Here is a 24,568-nt window from a genome sequence, read left to right as displayed (position 1 = left end):
TGGTAGGTAGCTCGCCCGTTTGCCCTCCCCGCGGGCGCGGCGGGTGCAATTGTGCAGGAAAAGCGTGTGACTGAAAAGAGCGTTGACAAGAGCGCTGACAAGAGTGCAGCCAAGGCGAAGGCGTCCGGCGGCACTACAGCAGTGAAGAAAAAGAAGAAGTCCCGCGCGTGGCAGTGGGTGCTTGCTTTCTTGCTGTTCCTTCTCCTCCTCGCGTTGATCCCGGTCGGCTGGTTCATGTGGAAGTACTCCAAGGCTGAAATCCCGGGCCCCGGTGAGATTGAGACGGCGCAGATCTCCTCGATCTACTTCAACGACGGCGAAAACGAACTCGCCCGCCTCGTGCCGCCGGAGGGCAACCGCGAGCAGGTCGCCCTCGAGTCCGTGCCGGTGGAAGTCCAGGACGCCGTCTTGGCCGCGGAAGACCGCGACTTCTGGACGAACTCCGGCTTCTCGCCCACTGGTTTCGCTCGCGCGGCACTAGGCCAGATCACCGGCAACACGTCGGCAGGCGGCGGCTCCACCATCACCCAGCAGTACGTGAAGAACGCGCTGGTGGGCAACGAGCACTCCTACGAGCGCAAAGCTAACGAGCTGGTCTATTCGGTGAAGATGACCAACCAGTGGTCCAAGGAGGACATCCTCCGCGCCTACCTGAACACCGTGTACTTCGGCCGCAACGCTTACGGCGTTGAGGCCGCAGCGCACGCCTTCTTCGACAAGCCGGCGTCCCAGCTCACCGTCGAGGAGGGCGGCGTGCTGGCCGCCTCGATCCAGCTGCCTAGCGAGCTTGACCCGTGGACGAACCGCCAGGCCGCTGAACAGCGTTGGAACTACGTCATGGACGGCCTCGTCGAGATGGGCAAGGTCACCCCGGAGCAGCGTGCCGGGATGGTGTACCCGGAGACCCGCGACCCGGCCTCCTACTCCGCATACACCGAAGCCACCGGCCCGAACGGCCTGATCAAGAACCAGGTGATCAAGGAGCTTGAGGCCCTCGGCATCACCGAGAGCGATCTGACCAACCGCGGTCTGCAGATCACCACGACTATCGACGCCGGTTCCCAGGCCAACATGGAGCGCATCGCTCGCGACCGCCTGGCCAACCTGCAAGAGGATGCGCGCACTGGTGCGGTGGCCGTGGATCCGTCGACAGGCGCAGTGCGCGCGTACTACGGCGGCGACGACGCGTCTGGCTGGGATTACGCCAACGCGGGCCTGCAAACGGGTTCGACGTTCAAAATCTTCGCGCTCGCGGCCGCCCTGCAGCAGGGCATCCCGCTGACGTCCATGTTCGATTCTTCCCCGGTGACCCTGCCGGGCAACCACGTCGTGACCAACTGGGACGGCGGCGGAGGCGGAATGCTGTCCATGACTGAGGCCACCCGCGTATCCTCCAACACCGCCTACATGCGCATTCAAGACGAACTGGACAACACCACGCAGGACACCGCCGACATGGCGCACGCCCTGGGCGTGGCCAAGTCCATCCCCGGCATCCCGCTGACCTTGCGCGAAAACGGCGGCCAGCCGTACGAGGGCATCGTGCTGGGCCAGTACCAGTCGCGCGTGCTGGACATGGCCACCGCCATGGCAACCCTGACCAACCGCGGCCTGATGCACCCGACCCACTTCGTGGAAAAGATTGAGGACGCCACCGGCGAGGTCCTCTACCAGGTGGACAAGGACTACACCGAGCGCCGCGTGGCCGAGCAGGTCGCCGACAACACACTGCAGGCCATGCAGGGTGTGGCCGGCTACTCCAACGCCGTCCTCGCAGGCGGCCGCCAGTCCGCGTCCAAGACCGGCACCGCCCAAATGGGCGACACCGGCAACAACAAGGACGCCTGGATGGTCGGCTCCACCCCGCAGCTCGCCGTGGCCGTGTGGGTGGGCACCGCCGACAACACCTCGCCAATCTTTAACGAGTGGGGCGGCATCATGTACGGCTCCAACACCCCGTCCCAAATCTGGAAGCAGTTCCTGGACACCGAGTTGGAGGGCCAGGAGTTCATGAGCTTCCCCAACGCCAACCCCGTCTACTGGGGCGTGAACCCGTACTCCGGCGGTGTCGGCCTGGGCGGCTACTACTCCAACCCGGCGCCGAGCTACACCGGCGGCACCGGTCAGGCGCCGTCCGCGGCGAGCTCCGAGTCCCCGGCGGACCCGGCCTCGCCTGAGGCACCTGGGCCCGAGCCCGCCCCGGCCCCCGAGCAGGCACCCGCACCGGCACCGGCCCCCGCGCCCGCACCGGCACCCGCACCGGCCCCGGCGCCGAACCTCAACGACACAATCAACGACGTCCTCGACCAATTCCAGGGGGCGTTCCAGTAAATGTCCGAGTCGACGCAAACCCAGCAGATCACCTGGCCGGACCCGGCGGACCGCGTCCAGCCGGGCCGCACTGAGCCGCTCGCTCGCGGCTGGGTGGACTTCCTCGGCGGGCCGATGGGCCGCTTCGCCCAGATCGGCCGCGCCCGCTTCTGGACGCCGCTGCGCTCCATCCTCGCCGTCGCCTACGTCTTTTTGTCCTTCGGCCTGCTGCAGAAGTCGCACTGCGCCGGCGGCAAAGCCGACGACAACGGCATCATCCAGCTCAACTGGGACGGCAACCGCCAGTACACCGCCGCCTGCTACAACGACATCATCCCGCTCTACGGCGCCCGTGGCCTGGACAAGGGCGGCTTCGTCTACGACTACTCGTGGGTGGAAGACGGTCTGACCCGCTACATGGAGTACCCGGTGCTCGCCGGCCTGTTCCAGCAGCTGTCCGCCTGGCTGTCGCGCAGCACCTACTTCCTGGTGGACAACTTCGTGCCGGACTCCGGCTGGTACTTCTACGTCACCGCGCTGTTGATGTCCATCATCTGGGTGATCACCATCCGCATGGTCGCCGAGCTCGCGGGCAACCGCATCTGGGACACCCTGCTCGTCGCAGGTTCGCCGCTACTGATCGTCCACGCCTTCACCAACTGGGACATCCCGTCGATCTTCTTCGCTGTGGCCGCGATGCTGGCGGCGCGCAACCGGAAGTTCTGGCTCGCCGGCATGCTCATCGGCCTGGGCACCGCGTTCAAGCTGTGGCCGATCTTCCTGCTCGGTGCGTACCTGACGGTGGCGCTGCGCAAGCGCGACCTCGCCCCATTCGGCAAGATGCTCGCCGCCATGGTGGTGTCCTGGCTCGTGGTCAACGTGCCGGTTTACCTGCGCAACCCGGACGCCTGGAGCGAGTTCAACCGCCTCAACACGGACCGCGGCTGGGAGTGGACCACCATCTACGCGGTGTTCTCGCGCATGACCGGCTGGACCGGTTTCGACTCCGGCGAGGGCGCCCCGGTGATCCTCAACGCCGTGACCCTGATCCTGTTCCTGCTGGGCTGCCTGGGTGTGCTCATCCTGGGCCTGAAGGCGCCGCAGACCCCGCGCATCGCGGAGCTGGTCGCGCTGATCGTCGGCCTGTTCCTGATCTTCAACAAGGTGTGGAGCCCGCAGTACTCCCTGTGGTTCGTCGTCCCAGCCGTGCTGGCGCTGCCGTACTGGCGCCTCCTTTTGACCTGGATGGTCGTGGACATGGCCGTGTGGCCGGTGCTGATGTGGCACATGATGGGCGCGGACAACCTGGGCGTGCCGGGCTGGTTCCTCAACATCGTGATCATCTCCCGCGACGCCTTCATCATCGCCATCATGGTGCTGGTGGTGCAGCAGATCCTGGGCAAGCGCCGCGACAAGGTCCGCGACGCCCACAACGGCCACGACCCCCTCATGTCCCTGCCGTACCAGTGGAAGGAGCCCTTGCCTATCGACGCCCCTCCGGCCCCCGCCGCAGCCGACCCTGCCGACGCCGAGCCGGCCGAGTCCGCTGGCTCCACGGCAGTGAAGGCCTAGCCGATGAACGTCACCACAATCCTGGGGATCGCCTCCATCGTGGTGGCGTTTTTCCTGTTCAGTGCCTCGTTCTACTTTGCGGTGAAGGGGCGGAAGCGAACGTCGATAAGCTTTGGCCTGATCGCCTTCCTCTTCATGACCGTCATCCCCGTCTCCCTCGCCCTCTTCTCGGCGGTCCCCAACCCGCACTAGGCGGATGTTGTAGAACTCGGCATCTCTGGCTGTCCAGGCCCACAAATCCCCAGGTCGGATTTTGGCGCCGCCGACTTTTGCACAACGTGGGTCCGCACCAATAGTTGGTGGTGGCGGGATTGTCCGCAATGCGGAGTCCGCGCACTGTCCGCGCGAGCGCACCGGAAACCCGGGGTTTTGAGCTGGTCAAACCGTGGGGTAGTCTGTTCGGGTTGCTTGACGCAACGACCCTCCTGCCATGACCACAAGGGTGATGGCCGAAACAACCAAGACCATAGGAGGTGATGAGGTCCGTGCGTCACTACGAAGTAATGATCATCCTCGATCCGCAGCAGGATGAGCGCACCGTTGCCCCGTCCCTGGATAAGTTCCTGGAGACCGTCCGCAAGGACAACGGCAAGGTGGAGAACGTTGATGTGTGGGGCAAGAAGCGTCTTGCTTACCCGATCAACAAGAAGGAAGAGGGCATCTACGCCGTTATCACCCTCGAGTGCGAGGCTGACACGGTCAAGGAGCTCGACCGCGTGCTGAACCTGAACGAAAACGTTGTTCGTACCAAGGTTCTGCGTACCGATAAGTAAGAACCGGTAGGCTCAGAAACCACACGATCAGCAGGTAGGAAGGTTTAGGATATGGCTCAAGGCGACACCCCCATTACCGTTGTCGGCAACTTGGTTGCGGACCCGGAGCTGCGCTTCATCCCGAGCGGCGCCGCAGTTGCGAATTTCCGCATCGCGTCAACGCCCCGCACTTTCAACCGGGAGACGAACCAGTGGGAAGACGGCGAAGCCCTGTTCCTGACCTGCAACTGCTGGCGCCAGATGGCGGAAAACGTCGCAGAGTCCCTGACGAAGGGCATGCGCGTTGTTGTCACCGGCAAGCTGCGTCAGCGCTCCTACCAGACCAAAGAGGGCGAGAACCGCACCGTGTTCGAGATCGAGGTCGACGAGGTCGGCCCGTCCCTGAAGTACGCCAGCGCGTCTGTCACCCGCAACCCGCGTGAGGGCGGTGCGGGCGGCTACGGCGGCGGCAACCAGGGAGGCCAGCGCGGCGGTTTCGGTGGAAACCAGGGCGGTTTCAACCAGGGCGGCCAGGGCCAGAACCAGGGCCAGGGTGGCTACAACCCGGCAAACGGCGGCTTCGGCGGCCAGAGCCAGGGCCAGGGCAACCCGAACCAGTCCCAGCCTCAGAATGATCCGTGGGGTTCCGCCCCTGAGGCCGGCGGTTTTTCCGGCGGCGCGGGCGATGAGCCACCGTTCTAAACGACAACCACACATCAAGCATTTTTCACCATAAGGAAGGTTAGGATTATGAAGCTGATCCTCACCGCTGCCGTCGAGAAGCTTGGCGAGCCTGGAGAGGTCGTCGAGGTCAAGGACGGTTACGGACGCAACTTCCTGCTCCCGCGCGGCCTGGCTATCCCGGCTACCCGCGGCGCAGAGAAGCAGATTGAAGACATTAAGCGTGCCCAGGCTGAGCGCGAGGTCCGCGACCTGGATCACGCGAAGGAGCTGCGTGACCAGCTCGACCAGCTCAAGGGCGTCAAGGTTGCTGTGCGCACCGCTAACAACGGCAAGCTGTTCGGCTCTGTGAAGCCGGCTGACATTGCTGAGGCCGTGAAGGCTGCTGGCGGCCCGAACTTGGATAAGCGCCGCATCAACGTGCCGAAGGGCCTTGTTACCAAGACCGGTGGCTACCAGGTCAAGGTCAATCTCCACGATTCCGTGGAGGGCAAGGTGAACTTCGAGGTCGTAAGCGCATAAAGCATTCGCTTATCGACGACTGCTCCGCCTGAGAACGGATAACGCAGTCCAACGACAACAGCATTTGAGGCGCGGGTCCCACTTGTGAGGAGTGGGGCCCGCGCCTTTTTGTGTGCCGATACAATACCGCCCATGACGTTTTCCGTGGCGCGCCGTGCGCGCACTTTGGCCGTGTCCCTCCTGCTCGCGGCGGCTACCGCGGTTGGGCTTGCAGCCCCGGCGCAAGCGGTGGCGGTGTTCGCCGGCGATAGCATCCGCGTCGCCTATAGCGACGGTTCCCGCTACGGCTGTTCCCTCAACACGGTGGCGCACCGCGACGGGCGAGCTTATGGCGTGACGGCGGGCCACTGTTTAGCGCCGATCGGTGGTGCGGTGCCGGTGGGGGTGTACGCGGCGGATAACCGCACGAAGATCTCAGGCGACCTGCGCGATTCGGGTTATGAGATGCGCGGCGATAACACGCTGGGAAGCCCGCTTCGCGACGTCGCCTGGTTCCCGCTGGACGGCGGCGTCACCAACGCTGCGGCTGCCCGTGGCGGGGCGGTGGATATCCCGGTCATCGGCGCGGTAAACCCGCTGTCGGATGCTGTTCAGCGGATCAACCCCACCCGCCGCGTGGCGGGCTACCACCCGGTGACTGCGGTGAAGCCGGGCCAGATTGTGTGCAAGGACGGCGCGCGCACCTCGCGCACCTGCGGTCCGGTGCTGAAGGTGAACCCGGACACCGGTGAGCTGGCGGTACTGATCCTGGCGCTGCACGGCGATTCCGGCGGGCCGGTCTATACCGTGAACCCAGATGGCAGCGCCAACATCATCGGCGTGGTCTCCGGCACGGCGTTCGGTGTTCTGCTCGCGGTAGACGGTCTTCTGCCGCTGCCGGCCGGCTTGAGGTAGTTGTGTTTCTTACCGCGATCCGCATCGACGCGCCGGTGGGCGGCTATGCCCGTGATCTGCCGGTGGTGCGTCGGTTGGCCGATAGGCCGCTTGAACTCGCGCAGACCACGATCCTCACCGGAGACAACGGTTCCGGAAAGTCCACGCTTGTAGAGGCCATTGCGGTGGCCGCCGGTGCCAACGCCGCGGGCGGGTCGCGCCACGCCCGCTTCGAGGCCGCGGACCACTCCCAGTTGCACGCCTCGCTCACGCTGACCCGCCGCGAGAACCCGCGCGACGTGTTTTTCCTTCGCGGCGAGACCTACCTCGACCTGGCCGAGTATCACGAGAGTCTCGGCCCGGAGGACTCCTTGCAAGACCTCACCCGACGCAGCCACGGACAGGGCATCATGCGCATGGCCCGCGAACGCTTCAGCCCGGGCTCGCTGGTCATTCTGGACGAGCCCGAAGACGGATTGTCGGTGTTTTCGCAGCTCGAGCTGCTCGGCCTGCTGGCGGTGTTGACCCGCCGGGGCGCGCAGGTGCTCATGGCCACGCACTCGCCTGTGCTGCTCGCCGTCCCCGACGCCCGCCTCGTGTCCGTCCCCACGCTGGAGCCTGTGTTTTTCCGCGACTGCGAGCCCGTCACCGCCACCCAGGAGTTCGTCCGCGACCCAGCCGGCACAGCACGGTTTTTGGTGGAGCCATGATGTTCATCGAACACGTCTCGGTTGACCCGGCGGCGGCCCCGGCATGGGCGCTCGACGCGCCGGCAGTAGGTTTCGTCGCGGAGTTCGGCCTCCCGTTTACCCGCCCGATCACGCTGCTCACCGGCGGAAACGGGGTAGGAAAGTCCACCCTGCTTGAGGGGATTGCGCGGGCGTGGGGGTTTGCGGTGGAAGGCGGAACGTGGGGCGTCGGTAAGTCTGGCCCCCGCGACCCGATGTTTGGCGCGCTTAAGCTGCGGACCGGGCCGCGCGCGAAGGCTGGGTACTTCTTGCGCGGCGAGACGCACACGCGCGTGACGGAGTTCGGCGGACGCTCGCACGGAGAGTCCGTGATGGAGCTGACGTCGCGGCTTATCCCGGACGCGCTGTACCTGCTGGACGAGCCCGAATCAGGGCTGTCCCCAGTGGCGCAGATGGCACTGGTGGCGCAGTTGCACGCACTAGGGGAGGCGGGTGCGCAGGTGATTGCGGTGACGCACTCGCCGATCGTGCTAGGTGTACCGGGTGCGGAGATCGTGGAAGTCGGTGAGCATGGCATGGATCGCGGACTCGCGGTGGAAGACACCCTCGCGTTTCGGGCGATGCGCGACTTCCTGGCAGATCCGGAGGGCATCGCCGAATACATGGCGGACTGGGCGGAAGACGAGCTGGGTTAGCTGGCTAGCTCCAGTAAGCGGGCAGCGATATCGGATACTTCAGGGTGGGTGCAATTGCCGATGCCAAAAGGCCCATATCTTTGATATGGAATCCCCGGAGTTCGATCCATTCAGCGATGATTTCGACCCGGAAGAGTGAGCGAGGATCCGTCATGCGTCCTTCAACCGGTCCATGAGTCTCGATCGGCTCTGGAAAATGCGATCCAGTTCAGCATGGGCGTGCCTACGAGCTTCTTCCTTCTCCCATTCCTGGTGAACCAAGCGAAGCAAGGTCTGTTGCTTGGATGTTCCCGAGCTTTTGGCCAGGTCGGAGAGCTTCCTGTCGTCGTCATCTGTCAGTCTCAAATTCAGCGCCATGGTTACAATAGTACTGTTTCGGTACCATTGTTCGAACACCCGTGTCGGAGTCGTCGTATATGGTGTGCGCCATGACTGCGACACGCGAACAAGCGGACGAACTTCTCAAGGGCATCGCGGGGCCCCACGCCGCGCTGCGCGACGACCAGTGGACGGCCATCAATTCCCTTGTCAACCAGCGCAAACGCATGCTTGTGGTGCAACGCACGGGCTGGGGGAAATCAGCGGTGTACTTCATCGCCGCGAAGCTGTTGCGCGAGGCGGGCGAAGGCCCGTCCATCATCGTCTCGCCCCTGCTCGCGCTCATGCGCAACCAGGTCGAAGCGGCCGCACGCGCCGGCATCCGGGCGGCCACGATCAACTCCGCGAACATGACGCAGTGGGAGGAGATCCAGGCGGACGTCGACAAGCTTGACCTGCTCCTGATCAGCCCAGAGCGCCTCAACGCGCCGGGTTTCCGCGATGAGGTGCTGCCTCAGCTCGCGCAGTCCGTCGGCATGCTGGTCGTTGACGAGGCCCACTGCATCTCCGACTGGGGGCACGATTTCAGGCCGGACTACCGGCGCATTTCTTTGCTTATCGACGACCTCCCGGCCAACACCCCCGTCCTGGCCACCACCGCGACGGCGAACGACCGCGTGGTGGCCGACGTTGTCGCCCAGCTCGGGGACGGCACCGGTGTGCTCCGCGGCGGGCTGGACCGCGAGTCGTTGTCGCTCAACGTCGTGCAGCTGGCAGACCCCACCCAGCGCGCCGCCTGGATCGCGCAGTACTTAGCGCAGGTGGAGGGCTCCGGCATCATTTACTGCCTCACCGTGGCCGCCGCACACGACCTGGCGGAGGCGCTGGAGACCGCTGGTTGGAACGTGGCCGCCTACACCGGCCGTACCGAGGCGGAGGAACGCGAGCGCCTCGAGCAGGTGCTGATTAACAACGAGCTGAAAGCCCTGGTGGCGACCTCGGCGCTTGGCATGGGTTTTGACAAGCCGGACCTCGGTTTCGTGGTGCACCTGGGCGCGCCGAGCTCGCCGGTGAGCTACTACCAGCAGATCGGCCGCGCGGGGCGGGCCACCGACCACGCCGAGGTGGTGCTGTTGCCCGGCCCGGAAGACCAGCGCGTGTGGGAGTACTTCGCGTCCGTGTCCATGCCGGAGGAGCCAGTGGTTAAGCAGCTGCTGGGGGCGATCGGTGACGAGCCGGTGTCCACCCCGAAGCTGGAAAACGCCGTGGATTTGTCGCGCTCGCGCATTGATCAGGCGCTGAAGGTGCTCGACGTCGACGGTGCGGTGCGCCGCGTCAAAGGCGGCTGGGTTGCCACTGGCGAGCCCTGGGCCTACGACCACAAGCGCTACGACGGCCTGGCGGACGCCCGCGGGCGCGAACAGAACCTCATGCTGGCCTACGAGACCACGGACGCCTGCCGCATGGTGTTTTTGCGCAGCGAGCTGGACGATCCGACGATCGGTCAAGGGGAGCGCTGCGGGCGCTGCGACAACTGCACCGGCAACCACCTGCCCACGGATGTGGACCCGGCGCTCGCCGAGCGCATAGACGCCCGCCTGAAAGCCCCCGGTGTGCCGCTCAGCCAGCGCAAGATGTGGCCGACGGGCTCCGCTCGACGCGGCAAAATCAAAGGTGTTCAAGCGGGTAAAGCGCTTGGCCGGCTCAACGACGTCGCCCGCGGCCCCGCCCTGGCCCAGCTTCTGCGCGACAACGCCTACCGTCCCGCCGCAAACTGGCGCGACGACCAGTGGCTCACCCGCTTCGTGGCGGTGCTGGCGGACTGGGACTGGGAAACACGCCCTGCGACGGTGGTCGCGCTCGGGTCGGCGGAACCGGCGAGGACGGAGATGGTCGCCTCCACCGCGGAAGCGCTCGCCCGCGTCGGACAGATGTCCTACGGCGGGGCAGTGCGCGCCGGGGAGACCGAGGTTCAAGCGCGCAACTCCGCCTTCCGCGTCAATGCGCTGGACCGGTACTTCGACTACTCGGGGCTCGACGTGGGCGAGGGCCCGGTGTTGCTGCTTGCCGGCGAGGTGGATTCCGGCTGGTTGGCCACCGTTGCCGCCGCCGATATCGCCGAGCGATTCGGTGTGGAGGTGCTACCGCTGGCGTTCGCCTCGCGCGCGTGACGGCCTCGCCGCCGCTGTCTGCGCAACGGCCGAGCCGAGCAGGATGAGTAGGCCGAGAGGGATGAGCAACAAGAACAGGTTGATGATCGGCAGCGACATGCCCGCCTGATACTCCTCCCAAAAGGCGAGGCCGGTGGAACCCAGGCCCACAAATAGGCAGGCAGTGGCGATCCAGACGGCCACGGTGGTACCGCGCTGCGCGCGGGTTGCGCGGGTGTATGCGGCCGCCCAGCCGACAGAGCCCACGCTTGTCAGAACGACAACGCCGATCCCGATGAGACATGTTGTGGCGTGGGTGAGCCTGTCACCGGCGAGTCCGATCCCCGCGACAAACGCGCCCGGCACGGCTACCACGGAAGCGAGATACGCCCAGAGAATGCTTCGAGGAGACATGGTGAAGAGCGTAGCGAGGTGCTCTGGAGGCGTGCTGACGGAAGACGTAAAGCAATGTGGATAAGTGGTGTGTTATACACCCTGGCTAGGGGCTACATTGTCCACTCGAGTGGACATTTCGTGGTTGTCAAACGCCGTGGTCAACGGAGTTATCCACCTATATCGTCACTATCTGACGGTGTGAAAATATACTTGTCTACCTGGTCGAATATGCTCTTTTCCAGCGGTTCAAGAAGATGAATCCACACAAATTCCACACCGCGAACCCCACCCCTGTGGAAAACTCACCCGCACATTCCCCAATTGTCCACAGCCCCTGTGGATAACTCGGTTCGCGGTTTGCGTTACGGGGTAATCTCATACACACAGCGAAAGGGGAGACCATGGGTGCAGACGACAGCTTCGATGACTACGTGCCGCCGCCAGAGCCAGCCACGGATTTCGGGGACTTCAACGACTCCGACTTTGAGGCGTTCCAGGGCAACAGTGGTAGCTCGAAGGGGCGCGGCGGGCGGGGCGGCAGTTCGTCGAAAAGCAACCGCTACTCCAACTTCAACCGTGGCAACAACGAGCTGCAGGAGTACCGCACCCCGCCGCACGACGAGCTGGCGGAGCGCTCCGTTATCGGCGCGATGCTGCTTAACCCGGACGTCATCTTGGATGTGGCGGAGAGCCTGCGCCCAGACGACTTCTATTTCCCGGCGCACCAGCTGATCTACCAGGCCATCCTGGACTTGTTCGCGCAAGGCAGCAATATCGACGTGCTCATCGTTGCCGGCCGGCTGGACCGCATCAATGAGCTCGAGCGCGTCGGCGGCGCGCCGTACCTGCACACGCTGATCTCTGAGGTGCCCACGGCGGCGAACGCGCGTTACTACGCGGAGATCGTGGAGGAAAAGTCGATCCTGCGCCAGCTGGTCAACGCCGGCACGCAGGTGGTGCAGCTCGGCTACGAAGGCGAAGAGGGCATGGAGGTCGACGCCATCGTCGACCACGCCCAGCAGAAAGTCTTCAACATCACTCGCAACCAGTCGGGCGAGGATTACCGCCCGCTGTCGGACCTGCTCAAGCCGACGATCGACGAGCTGACCATGATCGCCTCGGGTGGCGCGCTCGAGGCGGGCGTGCCCACCGGGTTCATCGACCTGGACAAGCTCACCAACGGCCTGCACGCCGGCCAGATGATCATCATCGCGGCGCGACCCGGTGTGGGTAAGTCCACGCTCGCGCTGGACTTCATGCGCTCGTGCTCGATCCACCAGAACAAGACGTCCGTGATCTTCTCGCTGGAGATGAGCGCCTCCGAGATCATCATGCGCATGCTGTCCGCGGAGACGGAAATCAAGCTCTCGGCGATGCGCTCGGGCCAGATGGAGGAGCGCGACTGGGAGAAGCTCACCCACCGCCTCACCGAGATCCAGGACGCGCCGCTGTTTATCGACGACTCGCCGAACCTCACCATGATGGAGATCCGCTCCAAGGCGCGCCGCCTGAAGCAGCAGCACGGCCTAGACCTGGTGGTGGTGGACTACCTGCAGCTGATGAGCTCCGGCAAGAAGGTCGAGTCCCGCCAGCAGGAGGTCTCGGAGTTCTCCCGCCACCTCAAGCTGCTGGCCAAGGAGCTAGAGGTGCCGGTGATTGCCATCTCCCAGCTCAACCGTGGCCCGGAGGCCCGCACCGACAAGCGCCCTCAGCTCGCCGACCTGCGTGAGTCAGGCTCGCTGGAGCAGGACGCCGACATGGTGTTCCTCCTCTACCGTCCGGACTCGCAGGACCGCGACGACGAGCGTGCGGGCGAGGCGGACATCATCGTGGCGAAGCACCGCGGCGGCCCGATCGACACCATTCCGGTGGCGCACCAGCTGCACTACTCGCGCTTCGTCAACATGGCCCACGGCTAGTAAACCTGCCCTATGAACAGTTAGGCATGGCTTTCCAACGGTGACACGCTGCGAAAACGCGTTTATGATTCAACAGCACAACGCCGAAATAGCAAAGGAGAAAGCCATGACCGTGCGTTCCATCAACGGCCCCGCCGCCTGCGCGAGCACGGTGGCCAAGCTCGACCCGAGCATTACCGTCGCCAAGACGGGGGAGAACACCCTCCTGCTCAACCTGCCGCGAAACATCGAGGAGATCGACAAGGCGACGGAGGACAAGTCGCTGCTGTCCCGCATTTCGCGCTTCTTTGCTTAGCGACGAGCTCCGCTTTCCCTAGCCAATCGCCACCCCACGCTGCTCCGGCAGCGTAAACGCCGCCGCGCAGGCCAGCGCGAAAGCGGCGGCGAACACCCCGAACACTGCCGTCGCGCCGCCGATAGCGAGCACAGGCGGAACCACTAGCGGGGCGAGAATTGAGCCGATGCGTCCGAACGCCGCGCCCGCGCCCGTGCCGGTCGCGCGGATAGCGGTGGGGTAAAGCTCTGGGCCGATCGCATACAGGGCGCCCCACGCCCCGAGGTTGAAGAAGCTGAGCAGGCAGCCCGCGGCGATGATCTGCCACTCGCTGCTGGCCATGCCGTATGCGAACGCCGCAAGCGCCGACCCCGCGAGGAAGCTCGCGAGCGTGACGCGGCGCCCCCACCGCTCGATGAGCCAGGCGGCCGCGGCGTAGCCGGGCAACTGCGCCAGGGTGATGATCAGCGTGAAGGTGAACGAGCGCACCAGCGAGAAACCCTGCTCCACCAGCAGTGACGGGATCCAAATGAACGCGCCGTAGTAGGACAGGGACACGCAGAACCAGATCGTCCAAAACGCGGCGGTGCGCCCGCGTAGCGCCGGGCCCCAGATGCCGCCATCGACGGGGTGCTCCTGGGGCGGCTCGGCGGTGTCGTAGTGTGCGGGGTCAGCCTCGGCCTCGAAGTCGCGGACGATCCGCTCGGCCTCGTCGTGCCTGCCCACCGACTCGAGGAAGCGCACGGATTCCGGCAGCCCCATGCGCACATAGATCGCGTACAGCGCCGGCGCTGCGCCGAGCGCGAAGCCCCAACGCCAGCCGTTGTCGCTTTGCGCCACTACGAAGGTGCCGATGACGGCGGCCATGATCCAGCCCACCGCCCAGAACGCCTCCAGCAGCACGACCATGCGGCCGCGCACCTTGCGCGGGGAAAACTCGCTGACCAGCGTGGACGCCACCGGCAGCTCCGCGCCGAGCCCGAGGCCCACCAGGAAGCGGAACACCATCAGCGACGCCACCGACCACGCCAGCGCCGACGCGCCCGTGGCCAGTCCGTAGAGCAGAAGTGTTGCCGCGAAGACTTGGCGGCGGCCAATCTTGTCGGCGAGCAGCCCGCCCAAGCTCGCGCCAACCGCCATGCCGACGAACCCGATTGAGGCGATCCAGCCGGTGGTGGTGTTGCTCAAATTCCACTGCGCGGCCAGCGCGGCGAGGATGAAGGACACCAGGCCGATATCCATTGCGTCCAGAGCCCAGCCGATGCCGGATCCGACCAGAAGGCGTTTGTGTTTCGGGGTGACCGGCAGACGGTCGAGGCGCTGAGTGCGGGTGAGCTGCGCAGGGGAGGTCATGCGGGGATTGTATGGTCCGACCTGTGTATTTGCGCGTTATTATTCAGCCGCGTTGGCCTGCGCTTCCAGGCCGTCGAGCATGACGTCGATGAGGCGGTTTCTCATCGGCGTGCGGGTGGGCAGGTCGGGGGCATCAACTGGGAGTGGGCGGGTGACTATGCCGAGTGCGAGGTGGAAATCGAGCGGATCCACGTCGGCGGGGCAGAGGCCAGCGCGCTTCGCCGGCGCAAGCAGCTGTTCGTACACCTTCCTGATGTCGGCGATGCGGTTTTCCATGATGCGCTGCCGCTGCGTCGATGCGTCGGGCAGCTGCATCGTGTCGGTGAAGATCGCCTGAGCAAGCGCCGCCAGCTCCAGCTCGGCGATGGCGTGAACGGTCGCGCGCCAGGTACCGCGGCGGTCGAGGTCGGAGTTCGCGAGGTGCTGCTCGACCACCTCGGTGATCTCGTCGACAGCCTGGGCGCTCACAGCGTCGAGCAAATCAATGCGTTCGGGGAAGTGCCGGGCCGCCGTAGCCACTCCGACTGAAGCGGCCTTGGCGATGGCGCGCATGGAAACGCCAGCTCCTTCGCTGACGAACAACTGCCTGGCTGCGGCGATGAGGGCGTTGCGATTGTCGGCTACGTCCTGTCTCATGCTTGACAGCTTAGCAAACGGAACACTATGTTCCATGTTTGTAAGTGAGACACCGTGTTCCGTATAGGAGTTTTCTGATGAGCACCACAACCTCGCCCGGCCAAAAGCCAGCCGCTGCGCGCGTGCTGGGCGCGATCTTCGGCATCCCGATCGTCATCGGCCTCATGCTGTTCGCGTTCCTCGCCCCCAACTTCGCCTCCGGGCCCGCCGGCGTGCCGATTGCTGTCGCGGCACCAGAGCCCGTCGTCCAGCAATTGCAGTCCGCGCTGGGCGACGACGGCCCGGAGGTCACCGTCCACGCCTCTGGCGATGAGGTCCGCGACGCGATTGAGCACCGTGACGCGGTCGGCGGCCTGGTCATGGGCCCGGAGGGGGCGGTTGCCTACACCGCCTCCGGCAACGGCGCCCCGTACGTCCAAATGATTGAGGGGATGGCAAGCCGCCTTGAGGCCCAGGGTGTGGAAGTCGCCCGGGAGGACCTCGCGCCCACGTCTCAGGACGATCCGCAGGCCACCGGTCTGGCGGCCCTCGGACTGCCGCTCGCATTCGGCGGCATTATCTCCGCAGTCATCGCTACCTTCGCGTTCCGCGGGAAAACGTGGTCGAAGCTCGTCGTCCTCACCGGAATCGCGGCGGTGGGCGCCCTCGTGGTGACGTGGATGCTCCACTTCGGCTATGGCACGCTGACCGGTAACTTTGTGCTCGAATGGCTCGGCATCGCGTGCGGTATTTTGGCCACCTCGATGTTGACGGCAGGCCTCGCCGCGGTGATTGGCACCCCAGGTGTCGCAGTGGGTGCAGTGCTGACCATCTTCTTGGCCAACCCCCTCTCCGGCTTGGCCACGGGCCCGTGGTTGCTGCCCGCCGGCTGGTCCGCAGTGGGGCAGTGGATGCCCATTGGCGCGACGGGGCACCTCGTGCGTTCGCTGTCCTTCTTCGACGGGCTCGGCGCCGGTTCCAGCTGGTGGGTGCTCGCGGCCTGGATCGCGGTGGGGTTTGCCCTGCTGATGCTGGGCCGGGTTACTGCGCGGAAGACGCAGCCACAGAGCTAAACGCCCGCAGCCGCAGCGAGTTCGACACCACGAGCACCGAGCTGAACGCCATCGCGATGCCGGCGAGCATCGGGTTGAGGAAGCCCAGCGCCGCCACCGGGATGAGGATGACGTTGTAGGCGAACGCCCAGAACAGGTTGCCCTTGATCGTCTTCAGGGTCTTGCGCGACAACCTGATCGCGTCTGCCGCTGAGGTCAGCGAGTTGCGCATCAGCGCGATGTCCGCGGCCTCGATGGCCACGTCCGTGCCCGCGCCCATGGCCAAGCCAAGGTCCGCCTGGGCCAGCGCCGCGGCATCGTTGACGCCGTCGCCGACCATGGCCACGCGCTTGCCCTCGGCCTGCAGGCGCTTGACCACCTCCACCTTGTCCTCCGGAAGGACCCCGGCGGTGACATTCGCCGGGTCGATGCCCACCTCAGCCGCGACAGCCGCGGCCGCGCCGGCGTTGTCGCCGGTGAGCAGGTGAGGCGTCAGCCCCAGGTCGCGCAGCTGCGTCACGGCGTCCGCGGAATCCTCCTTCACGGTGTCGCGTACCGCAACAAGTCCTGCCAGGGCACCGTCCACTTCGACCGCCACTGGGGTCGCTCCGGCACGCTCCGCGTCCTCGAAGGCGCTGGCCAGCCTGCCGAGCGGCACGGAGGGGCGGCCGACGCGGACCGGGTGGCCGTCGATAAGCGCGGACGCTCCCTTGCCCACCTCATTTTGGAAGTTCTCCGAGGCCGGCACATCGCTGGCGGCCTCCACGATCGCGCGGGCGATCGGGTGCTCGGAGCCGGCCTCCACGCCGGCGGCGAGCCGCAGCACTTCGTCGGTGTCGAAGCCAGACGCTGCGACGACGTCCGCGACCCCCATCTCGCCCGAGGTGATCGTGCCGGTCTTATCCATGACCACCGTGTCCACCTGGCGGGTGGATTCGAGTACCTCAGGGCCCTTGATCAGCAGCCCCAGCTGGGCGCCGCGGCCGGTGCCCACCAGAATCGCGGTCGGGGTGGCAAGGCCGAGCGCGCACGGGCAGGCGATGATCAGCACCGCCACCGCAGCCGTGAACGCGTGGGCAACACTGTGGCCCACCAGCAGGTGCCCGGCCAGCGTCACCAGCGCAACCAGCACCACCACGGGCACGAAGACCTGCGAGATCTTGTCCACCAGCCGCTCCACCGGCGCCTTGCCGGCCTGCGCGTCGCGCACGAGCTTGCCCATCTGCGCGAGCGTGGTCTCGGCGCCGACGCGGGTTGCCTCCACCACCAGGCGCCCGGAGGTGTTCAGCGTCGCGCCGGTGACCGCGGAGCCTTCCGAGACTTCCACGGGCACGGACTCGCCGGTGAGCATCGACTCGTCCACCGCCGAGTGCCCGGACACCACGCGCCCGTCAGTGGCGATCTTCTCGCCCGGCCGCACGATGAACCTGTCGCCCACCGCCACCTGGGCAATTGGCACGCGAACTTCCTTGCCGCCCCGGATCACCGCGGCGGCCTTGGCGCCCATGTCCAACAGCTCGCGCAGCGCCTCGGAGGACTGCCCCTTCGCCCGCGTCTCAAACCACCTGCCTAGCAGCAGGAACGTGATCACCACACACACGGACTCGAGGTAGATCTCGTCCATGCCAGCGTGCGAGGGGAAGATCGACATCTCCATGACCACCCCCGGCTCGCCCGCGTTGCCGAAAAACAGCGCCCACACGGACCACAGGTACGCCGCGGAAGTGCCCAGCGTGATCAGCGTGTCCATCGTCGCCGCGCCGTGCTTCAGGTTCACCCAGGTCGCGCGGTGAAACACACTGCCGGCGGCGAAAAACACCAGCGTCGCCGCCGCAAACGCAGCCCACTGCCAGTTGGTGAACTGCAGCGCCGGCACCATGCTCACCACCATCACCGGCAGCGACACCAGCGCCGCCCAAATCGTGGTGTGTTTCAGGTTCTCGGCTTCGGCCAGGCGCGCGTCTTCGAGCTTCTCGCTTGTCGACGTCCCCTCGGCCGCCGCCTCACCCCCCCCACCGCGCTATCAGTCATTTCAAACGCGTCGTACCCGGCGGAGCGCACTTCGTCGATAAGCAACTGCGACGACGCCTTCGCCGGATCGAAATCGACCGTGGCGGTCTCGGTGGAGTAGTTCACCGAGGCGTCCACACCGTGAAGCTTGTTCAGTTTGCGCTGCACGCGCGAAGAGCACGACGAGCAGGTCATCCCCGTAACGCCCAGCTCGACGTGCTGCAATGCTGTGGGGGTTTCAGTCATAACCCCCACCCTAGGCCCGAGTTAGGCCAGTGTGTAACCGGCCTCTTTCACCGCGGCCGCGATGTCGTCGGTGGAGTAGCCGTCGCCCTCGACCGTGACCTTTCCGGTGGTGTGGTCCGCCTTCACCGCGGTGACGCCTGCGACCTCGGAGATCTCCTCCTGCACGCTCATTTCGCAGTGCCCGCAGGTCATGCCCTCAACGTTGAACTCGCGTCCGGCCATAGTGTGTCCTCCTTAAATCTCGATTACGTAGCCGGCGTTTTTCGCCGCCTGCACAATATCTTCGTCGGCGAAGGTGAAGCCGACAACGGTGAGGTGCCCGGCCTCGAGGTCCACATCCACCTCGTGGGTGCCGTCCACCAGCGACAGTTCATCTTTGAGCGAATCGACCGCGACGTCGTCCTTCGGACCCGAGATCCGGTACGTCTTCGTCATGGCTGCTGCTCGCCTCCTGGTTTCCACTCGTTCCAGCCCGGCTTGGAATAGCTCGGACATTGTTAGGGTTGTACCCGTTGCAATCTCTACAACAATAACCAAACGCTTTAAGGAGTGTACTTTGAGCACGATCGATGTAACCGAGGACACTTTCCAGGAGACCGTTGCCCAAGACGGAATCGTGTTTGTGGACGCATGGGCGGACTGGTGCGGCCCGTGCAAGCAGTTCGCGCCGACGTACGAGAAGGCCTCTGAGGAGCACACCGACGTCACCTTCGCCAAGCTCGACACTGAGGCCAACCAGCAGCTCGCTTCCGCCCTGGAAATCCAGGCGATCCCGACGCTGATGGCGTTCCGCGACGGCATCCTGATTTACCAGAACGCAGGGGCCATGCCGCCGGCCGCGTTCGACGACCTTGTCCAGCAGGTTAAGGACCTCGACATGGACGATGTCCGCCGCCAGATCGCCGAGCAGAACGCCTCCGAGTAGTAGGCCTTTTTATTCAGCGCCCGCAAGACGGGCGCTTTTTTCATGCGTACACTTGCCTAACGACGAATCCCACCACCGGAAGGACACTCCAATGGCGAACCCGTTTAGCAAGGGCTGGAAGTACCTCATGCAGTCGTTCGACACCAAGATCGACCAGAACGCAGACCCGAAGGTGCAGATCCAGCAGGCCGTCGCAGCGGCAAAAGAGCAGCACAAGGCAATCTCCGAGCACGCTGCCAACATCATCGGCAACCGCAACCAGCTGCAGATGAAGATGGAGCGTCTGATCAAGTCCCAGGAGGACCTGCAGACCAAGGCGCGCACTGCCTTGCAGGCCTCCCAGAAGGCGGAGGCAGCCGGCGACGCCGAGAAGTCCCAGCAGTTCAACAACGCCGCCGAGGTCATCGCCACCCAGCTGGTGTCCGTGGAGCAGGAGCTTGAGCAGACTAAGCAGGCCTACGCTTCTGCCGACCACGCCGCAAAGGAAGCCCAGCAGAAACAACAGCAGTCCGAGGCGAACCTGAAGGAGCAGCTCTCCCAGGTGGGCCAGCTCGAGTCTCAGCTCAACCAGGCCCGCATGCAGGAGCAGACGGCCAAGACCATGGACTCGATGAACCAGTTCAACGACGACAACGTGCCCACCCTCGACGGCGTGCGCGACAAGATCGAACGCCGCTACGCCAACGCGCTGGGCCAGCAGGAGCTGATGAAGGACTCGATGACCGACCGCATGGCCGAGATCGAGTCCGGCTCCACCGACGCTGCCGCCGCCAGCCGCCTGGACCAGATCCGCGCGTCCATCTCCGGCGAGCTTGAGGCCGGCTCCGGCACGGATGCCGGTGCTGGCGACGCCGACCGCCAGCTCGAGGCGGGCTCGGGTGAGGACTCGCAGGGCGAGAGCTCTCAGGGCGAAGCCGCCGAGCAGAAGCCGTCCGGCAGCTCCCGCCGCGTCACCGCCGGCAACACCGACGATTCCGCGAACACCGACGACATCCTCGCCGACGCCGAGAAGTACATGCGCGACGAGGACTAACCGCCTCCAACTAGCAGATCACAAACGGCCGCCTGACAGATTACGGCGGCCGTTTGTGCTGAGCTGGGGCCGAAACCCCGGGGCGCCGCGAAATGCCGGAACCGCGTTAGCTCTCCCGGCGGATGTTGATAAGTACGCCGCGGATGCCGGAGTGGAACCCGTCGCGAAGGTTGACGCGCTGGGTCTCGGACAGGGTGTACTCGTGCAGGGTCTCGCAGGCGAACTGCAGCAGCGGCCTGTCGATCTCCGGGGGAAGCCCGCCGCCGGAGAGGAGGTGGGCGTTGTCCCGCTGTTCGCTGGAAGCGGCGTTTTCAAACCACCAGTTGGCGTACTGCTGCCCTACGTCGTAGGGGGTTTGGAAGCCGGCGGAGGTCCACACTTCCTCGGGCAGCGGCACGTAGCGGGAGCGCAGCTTGCGTCGCGGAGCCATCATCGACGGCTTCGGCGCAGGCTTGGGGCCCGGCTTCGGCGCGCTCCCCGGCTTGTCCGAGTTGGTGCCGGCGAGCGACGCAGGCGACGGCTTCGCGCCGCTGGCGGCGTCCGAGGGCGACGGGACCGACGGAGCCGATCCGGCCGACTCGCTAGAGACATTGTGATTGCCGGGTTTGTTCGACTCGTTGTTGGCTTCCACCTGCGCCTCAGACGGCTCATCCACTTCTGGTTCGTCCGGGCGGTGGGTGCGTTGCTGCGACGCCGGGGTGCCCACGATGTCGGACGGCTTCGGCACGCCACCGGGCTTCGGCGCCGGTTTCGGCGCGGCCTGCTCCGGCTGGTCGCCGTCTTGGCTGTCCTCGTCGGCTGCGTCCGAGCCGTCCCCTGAGGTGCCCGCGGCCTCGGAAACCGCGTCCGACCCGAGCGGGTCTGGGCCCAGCCCTGGAACCGCGGTGGGGCCGACGGCCTCTTCAAGCGGAGCAGCGTCGTTAAGCGGGCGCTCCCTGATGCTCGGCGGCAGCGGGCCCTCGAGTACCTGGAGGCGCATGGCGTCGGCGAAGTCTTCGCGCGGGTCCAGGATGGTGGTGCTGTCGCAGGCGTGGCGCAGTGCGGAAGACATGGAGTCCCAGCCAAAGCCGTAGAGGTGCATGCGCGCGCCACGGCTGGTCACTTCCTCGACCCCGGGGATCATGTCCGCGTCGCCGGAGACCAGCACAAAGTCGGTGAAGTTCTCGCTCACGCCGTTGACAACAAGGTCCGCGACAAGGCGGGTGTCCACGCCTTTTTGGGTGCGGCGTTCGCCCCACTCGATCAGCTGACCGGTACGCAGTTGCACGCCGTCGCAGGTGCGAAGGGCGCGCTGGTAGCGGTGCGGGCCGGAGTCGGGGATGCCGTCGTACCAGAACTGGCGGTGGATTGGTTGGTTGAGTTGGTTGGTGATCATTTTGCCGAGGGTTGCCACAACCTCCGGCAGGTCAATTTCTAACTGTGCGCGGGCGCCGATTTCCCACGAGTTGTAAAAGCTCGCGAGCAGGTATGACGTGTCGACGAACACAAGTGTGCGTTCAAGCATGGCTCCTAAATTCCGATTCTTATTCGTTACTAAGTTGCGTTACACGCACCATCTTGCCTGAAAAACCTCAGTCATTCCACGTCGTAATCGTCACGGTTTCCTGCGAAGCTGTTGCGCGCGACAGATCGCCGTGATAGTTGGTTAGTTACTCGAGTAACTAACCAATCAACCGGAGGGCAGGGCATGAACACTGATGCAGAGCCACTCTTCGTGCAGATCGCCAGTTTCGTCGCCGACCTCATCGTCGACGGCACCCTGAAACCCGGCGAGCAAGCACCATCGACGAATCAGCTCGCCCAGTTCCACGAAATCAATCCCGCGACCGCGCGCAAGGGGCTTGCATTGCTTGTCGACGATCACGTGCTGGAAAAGCGCCGCGGCCTCGGCATGTTCGTCACCGACGGGGCCCGCGACCGAATCCTGGAGAAGCGCCGCGAGGATTTCGCCGGCGACTACATCGCCCCGCTCATCGACGAAGCCCTGCACCTGGGCTACACCCGCTCCGACCTCCATGACCTAATCGACCGCGTCGCAGAAAGCAGAGGCATGTACCAATGACCATCCACACCCGCGACCTGACCCGCAGCTTCGGCTCCAAGGACGTGCTCACCGGCGTCGACCTGGATCTCGGCCCCGGCATCCACGGCCTGCTCGGCCGCAACGGCGTGGGAAAATCCACGCTGCTGCGTATCCTGTCCGGTCAGCTCAAACCCACCTCCGGCACCGTCGAGGTGTTCGGCGTGCGCCCCTTCGACAACGCCTTTGTCATGGACAACACCTGCCTGACCGGCGTTGATACCGCTTACCCGGGCACGTGGTCCGGCGCGGATGTAATCAAGGGTGCGCGGTTGCGCTACCGCACCTGGGACCAGCAGCTTGCCGACGCACTGACCGCCGACTTTGCCATGGATCAGGCATTGGAAACCCGCTACGGGAAGCTCTCCCGCGGGCAGCGCGCCATGATCGCCATCGTTATCGGGCTTGCATCCGGCACCGATCTCCTGCTCCTGGACGAGCCCTACGTCGGCCTGGACACCCACAACACCGAGGTGTTCTACCGCCACCTGCTGGACCAGGCGGACACCGGCCGCACCATCATCATGGCCACCCACCACATCGACGACGCCGCGAAGGTGCTGGATACGGCGGTGATTCTGGGGCGTGAGGGGGCCGTCGTCAAGCAATGTGCTCCCGAAGTCGCCGACGCCTTCGCGGTTGTGGGAGGGGAGCTTTTGCCTATCGACGACGCTCCGCGCCATGCCCGCCCCGCCCGCTTCGACGACCTCATCGAGCACTACCTGGAGGTGTACTGATGAACACGACCTTGCTCGGATTCTTCCGTCACCAGTTCACCGCGTCCTCGCTGTACAGGCTGCTGTGGATGGTGCCGCTGGCCGTGATGTTCGCACTCGGCGCGACGATTACGGACCACCCGCTTACTGCGGTGATGACGCCTTCATTTGTGACCCTCTTTGTGATCGGTGCGCTCTCGACGGAAGAGACGGCCTACGCGGCCTACGGTATGCCGCGGGATCGGCGGCTACGACTGGCCGCGATGGCAGTGGTGCCGGCGGTGGTGATTGGCGTGGTTGTTGCGTTGCTGCTGCGGCCCGATTGGATTGGAGTTGTAGGCGCCTTGGGGGCGCTCGCGATGGGCCTGCTCATGGGGCAGCGCTACGTCACCGGCGAGGTGCCTGAGGCGAGTGAGCGTGTGCGGTCGCGCTTAGGCTCGCGCGGCTTCCTTCTGGAGCTGGTGTGGAAACCTCAGCTGCTGTGGGCTTTGGGTATCGCGGCGGCGCATTGCGTGACGCTGTACCTGGCGAGCTTCATTGGTTCCGAGCCGCTCAGGGCGTGGATTGGGGCTTTGCCGCTGTTGGTTTGGTACGGCATGTATTGCATGCACGGCTCGGGAATCGCTGGCCCGGACGTGGGCGCGAGCTACGGGATGCCACGACGACGCTGGCTTGGAGTATCTCTCGCGGCATCAGTTGTCTCGATGGTGCTCTATACGGTCGTTGTGGGCGTTGTCTCGAGTTTGAGCTGGGCCGCGGTGGTGGTCGGGGCGGCAGGAGCGTTTGCCTGCGCTGTGCTGGGAGCGGCCATGAAAGCCAGGCGCAGCGAAGCGGGGCTGTTTCCGGCGATGTTCTTGGCCATCCCTATGTCGCGAGCGACCGAAGTGGAAAGCTTCACGGACGGTGAAGCCGTTTACCTCCTTGTCGTCGCCGGAGTGCTGTTGCTGGTCGGTGTAGCGATACAGGCGGCGTATTTGGGTGGCTATATGAACCCAAAGCAAGCACTTAAGAACACTTAAAAACCGCATGTGCGCTGCGGGTTTGTGTTGTGTGTGGGGTGTGTGTAACTTATATCGAGTCAGCGAGACCGACAACGCCCCGCTGGAGAGCAGATGAGGTTCTCTGGTTTGTGTGGCGGGCAGGAAAACAATCGCTGGTGGATTCCAAAGTCACTTTGATGCTGGCTCACTGTGTGTGGGTTGGTGTTGGGTGTGCTGGTGTTGTTTGAGAACTCGATAGTGTGCCAATGTACTTTTGTTGCGTGGGTGTGTTTGCCTGCCCTTTTTGTGCACTGTGTGGTGTGCGCTCTGTTTGGGTGTGTGCCGGTGGTGGCGTGGTTGAATTCCAATGATGGATCGCGTCATCTTTTGGTTCATGGTGTGCGTGG

Annotated in this window: 25 protein-coding genes and 1 pseudogene; 18 read left to right on the top strand and 8 right to left on the bottom strand. The window is 65.0% G+C overall.

The features are described from left to right. Window positions 1–66 precede the first annotated feature (66 nt). The 9 genes from NUW87_RS09335 to NUW87_RS09295 all read left to right on the top strand — a co-directional run bounded on the left by NUW87_RS09335 (window position 67) and on the right by NUW87_RS09295 (window position 8,094). Window positions 67–2,331, top strand: a complete 2,265-nt coding sequence (locus NUW87_RS09335; protein ID WP_377734757.1) for a transglycosylase domain-containing protein — start codon at window positions 67–69, stop codon at window positions 2,329–2,331. Beyond that, window positions 2,332–3,882: a glycosyltransferase family 87 protein gene (locus tag NUW87_RS09330; protein ID WP_269028214.1), complete on the top strand. Its 1,551-nt coding sequence runs from the start codon at window positions 2,332–2,334 to the stop codon at window positions 3,880–3,882. A 3-nt stretch (window positions 3,883–3,885) separates the two neighbouring features. Further along, window positions 3,886–4,074 carry a hypothetical protein gene (locus NUW87_RS09325; protein ID WP_269028213.1) on the top strand — a complete coding sequence of 63 codons (189 nt, stop codon included), beginning with the start codon at window positions 3,886–3,888 and terminating at the stop codon, window positions 4,072–4,074. Between the two features lie 284 nt (window positions 4,075–4,358). Beyond that, window positions 4,359–4,655, top strand: a complete 297-nt coding sequence (gene rpsF, locus NUW87_RS09320; RefSeq protein ID WP_239220062.1) for a 30S ribosomal protein S6 — start codon at window positions 4,359–4,361, stop codon at window positions 4,653–4,655. Window positions 4,656–4,706: 51 nt separating this feature from the next. Then, the gene (locus NUW87_RS09315) at window positions 4,707–5,336 is read left to right on the top strand and encodes a single-stranded DNA-binding protein (RefSeq protein ID WP_269028212.1); all 630 of its coding nucleotides are present in this window, start codon (window positions 4,707–4,709) and stop codon (window positions 5,334–5,336) included. A gap of 48 nt (window positions 5,337–5,384) precedes the next feature. Further along, entirely contained in the window at window positions 5,385–5,837 is a 453-nt protein-coding gene (rplI, locus tag NUW87_RS09310; RefSeq protein WP_034996538.1) for a 50S ribosomal protein L9, read from the top strand. Between the two features lie 132 nt (window positions 5,838–5,969). Further along, entirely contained in the window at window positions 5,970–6,731 is a 762-nt protein-coding gene (locus tag NUW87_RS09305; protein ID WP_239220058.1) for a chymotrypsin family serine protease, read from the top strand. 2 nt (window positions 6,732–6,733) lie between these two features. Beyond that, window positions 6,734–7,420 carry an AAA family ATPase gene (locus NUW87_RS09300; protein WP_239220056.1) on the top strand — a complete coding sequence of 229 codons (687 nt, stop codon included), beginning with the start codon at window positions 6,734–6,736 and terminating at the stop codon, window positions 7,418–7,420. Continuing rightward, the gene (locus NUW87_RS09295; RefSeq protein WP_269028210.1) at window positions 7,417–8,094 is read left to right on the top strand and encodes an AAA family ATPase; all 678 of its coding nucleotides are present in this window, start codon (window positions 7,417–7,419) and stop codon (window positions 8,092–8,094) included. Before NUW87_RS09300 ends, NUW87_RS09295 begins: the two co-directional genes overlap by 4 nt. Before the next feature lie 150 nt (window positions 8,095–8,244). Here the strand turns inward: NUW87_RS09295 and NUW87_RS09290 are convergent, their stop codons facing one another. Next, window positions 8,245–8,451, bottom strand: coding sequence for a CopG family transcriptional regulator (locus NUW87_RS09290; RefSeq protein WP_239220050.1), 207 nt, complete (start codon window positions 8,449–8,451; stop codon window positions 8,245–8,247). Between the two features lie 71 nt (window positions 8,452–8,522). Between NUW87_RS09290 and NUW87_RS09285 the strand changes: the two genes are divergently transcribed. Further along, complete coding sequence (locus tag NUW87_RS09285) at window positions 8,523–10,583, top strand: RecQ family ATP-dependent DNA helicase (protein ID WP_269028209.1); 2,061 nt, start codon at window positions 8,523–8,525, stop codon at window positions 10,581–10,583. Here the strand turns inward: NUW87_RS09285 and NUW87_RS09280 are convergent. Then, the gene (locus NUW87_RS09280; RefSeq protein WP_239220048.1) at window positions 10,554–10,976 is read right to left on the bottom strand and encodes a hypothetical protein; all 423 of its coding nucleotides are present in this window, start codon (window positions 10,974–10,976) and stop codon (window positions 10,554–10,556) included. The genes NUW87_RS09285 and NUW87_RS09280 overlap by 30 nt on opposite strands. A gap of 383 nt (window positions 10,977–11,359) precedes the next feature. Here NUW87_RS09280 and dnaB point away from each other — a divergent pair, with 383 nt between their 5' ends. Beyond that, window positions 11,360–12,877 (top strand): replicative DNA helicase, encoded by a 1,518-nt coding sequence (dnaB, locus tag NUW87_RS09275; protein ID WP_269028207.1) that lies wholly within the window; start codon window positions 11,360–11,362, stop codon window positions 12,875–12,877. Window positions 12,878–12,983: 106 nt separating this feature from the next. Then, window positions 12,984–13,172 (top strand): hypothetical protein, encoded by a 189-nt coding sequence (locus NUW87_RS09270; protein ID WP_034996521.1) that lies wholly within the window; start codon window positions 12,984–12,986, stop codon window positions 13,170–13,172. An 18-nt stretch (window positions 13,173–13,190) separates the two neighbouring features. Here the strand turns inward: NUW87_RS09270 and NUW87_RS09265 are convergent, their stop codons facing one another. Both NUW87_RS09265 and NUW87_RS09260 read right to left on the bottom strand, forming a co-directional pair. Next, a complete protein-coding gene (locus NUW87_RS09265) occupies window positions 13,191–14,504 on the bottom strand; it encodes an MFS transporter (protein WP_269028205.1) in 1,314 nt (437 codons plus the stop codon). Window positions 14,505–14,543: 39 nt separating this feature from the next. Continuing rightward, a complete protein-coding gene (locus tag NUW87_RS09260; protein ID WP_269028204.1) occupies window positions 14,544–15,140 on the bottom strand; it encodes a TetR/AcrR family transcriptional regulator in 597 nt (198 codons plus the stop codon). Between the two features lie 77 nt (window positions 15,141–15,217). Here NUW87_RS09260 and NUW87_RS09255 point away from each other — a divergent pair, with 77 nt between their 5' ends. Then, on the top strand, window positions 15,218–16,192 hold the full coding sequence (locus NUW87_RS09255) for an ABC transporter permease (RefSeq protein ID WP_269028202.1): 975 nt from the start codon (window positions 15,218–15,220) through the stop codon (window positions 16,190–16,192). Here NUW87_RS09255 and NUW87_RS09250 read toward each other — a convergent pair. The 3 genes and pseudogenes from NUW87_RS09250 to NUW87_RS09240 all read right to left on the bottom strand — a co-directional run bounded on the left by NUW87_RS09250 (window position 16,161) and on the right by NUW87_RS09240 (window position 18,862). Beyond that, a pseudogene (locus NUW87_RS09250) lies at window positions 16,161–18,427 on the bottom strand (heavy metal translocating P-type ATPase). The gene NUW87_RS09255 and the pseudogene NUW87_RS09250 sit on opposite strands and share 32 nt — an antisense overlap. Window positions 18,428–18,448: 21 nt before the next feature. Then, window positions 18,449–18,649: a heavy-metal-associated domain-containing protein gene (locus tag NUW87_RS09245; RefSeq protein WP_194561127.1), complete on the bottom strand. Its 201-nt coding sequence runs from the start codon at window positions 18,647–18,649 to the stop codon at window positions 18,449–18,451. A 12-nt stretch (window positions 18,650–18,661) separates the two neighbouring features. Continuing rightward, a complete protein-coding gene (locus NUW87_RS09240; protein WP_034996509.1) occupies window positions 18,662–18,862 on the bottom strand; it encodes a heavy-metal-associated domain-containing protein in 201 nt (66 codons plus the stop codon). A gap of 121 nt (window positions 18,863–18,983) precedes the next feature. Here NUW87_RS09240 and trxA point away from each other — a divergent pair, with 121 nt between their 5' ends. After that, window positions 18,984–19,352, top strand: a complete 369-nt coding sequence (gene trxA, locus NUW87_RS09235) for a thioredoxin (protein WP_269028201.1) — start codon at window positions 18,984–18,986, stop codon at window positions 19,350–19,352. A 91-nt stretch (window positions 19,353–19,443) separates the two neighbouring features. Then, window positions 19,444–20,385, top strand: coding sequence for a PspA/IM30 family protein (locus NUW87_RS09230; protein ID WP_269028200.1), 942 nt, complete (start codon window positions 19,444–19,446; stop codon window positions 20,383–20,385). 106 nt (window positions 20,386–20,491) lie between these two features. Here NUW87_RS09230 and NUW87_RS09225 read toward each other — a convergent pair whose 3' ends face one another. Then, window positions 20,492–21,889 (bottom strand): NYN domain-containing protein, encoded by a 1,398-nt coding sequence (locus tag NUW87_RS09225; RefSeq protein WP_269028198.1) that lies wholly within the window; start codon window positions 21,887–21,889, stop codon window positions 20,492–20,494. Between the two features lie 183 nt (window positions 21,890–22,072). Here NUW87_RS09225 and NUW87_RS09220 point away from each other — a divergent pair, with 183 nt between their 5' ends. The 3 genes from NUW87_RS09220 to NUW87_RS09210 are packed head-to-tail and all read left to right on the top strand — an operon-like array spanning window position 22,073 to window position 24,200. After that, window positions 22,073–22,447 (top strand): GntR family transcriptional regulator, encoded by a 375-nt coding sequence (locus NUW87_RS09220; RefSeq protein WP_269028197.1) that lies wholly within the window; start codon window positions 22,073–22,075, stop codon window positions 22,445–22,447. After that, window positions 22,444–23,202 carry an ATP-binding cassette domain-containing protein gene (locus tag NUW87_RS09215; protein WP_269028196.1) on the top strand — a complete coding sequence of 253 codons (759 nt, stop codon included), beginning with the start codon at window positions 22,444–22,446 and terminating at the stop codon, window positions 23,200–23,202. Before NUW87_RS09220 ends, NUW87_RS09215 begins: the two co-directional genes overlap by 4 nt. After that, on the top strand, window positions 23,202–24,200 hold the full coding sequence (locus NUW87_RS09210; protein ID WP_269028195.1) for a hypothetical protein: 999 nt from the start codon (window positions 23,202–23,204) through the stop codon (window positions 24,198–24,200). The genes NUW87_RS09215 and NUW87_RS09210 overlap by 1 nt, the downstream gene beginning before the upstream one ends. The last annotated feature ends 368 nt before the right edge of the window (window positions 24,201–24,568 follow it).

Origin of the sequence: Corynebacterium pilbarense (assembly GCF_026930265.1) — a bacterium.
Lineage (GTDB): Bacteria > Actinomycetota > Actinomycetes > Mycobacteriales > Mycobacteriaceae > Corynebacterium > Corynebacterium pilbarense.
The sequence above is the reverse complement of the archived record's forward strand: the minus strand, read 5'-3'. Positions and strand labels throughout refer to the sequence as shown.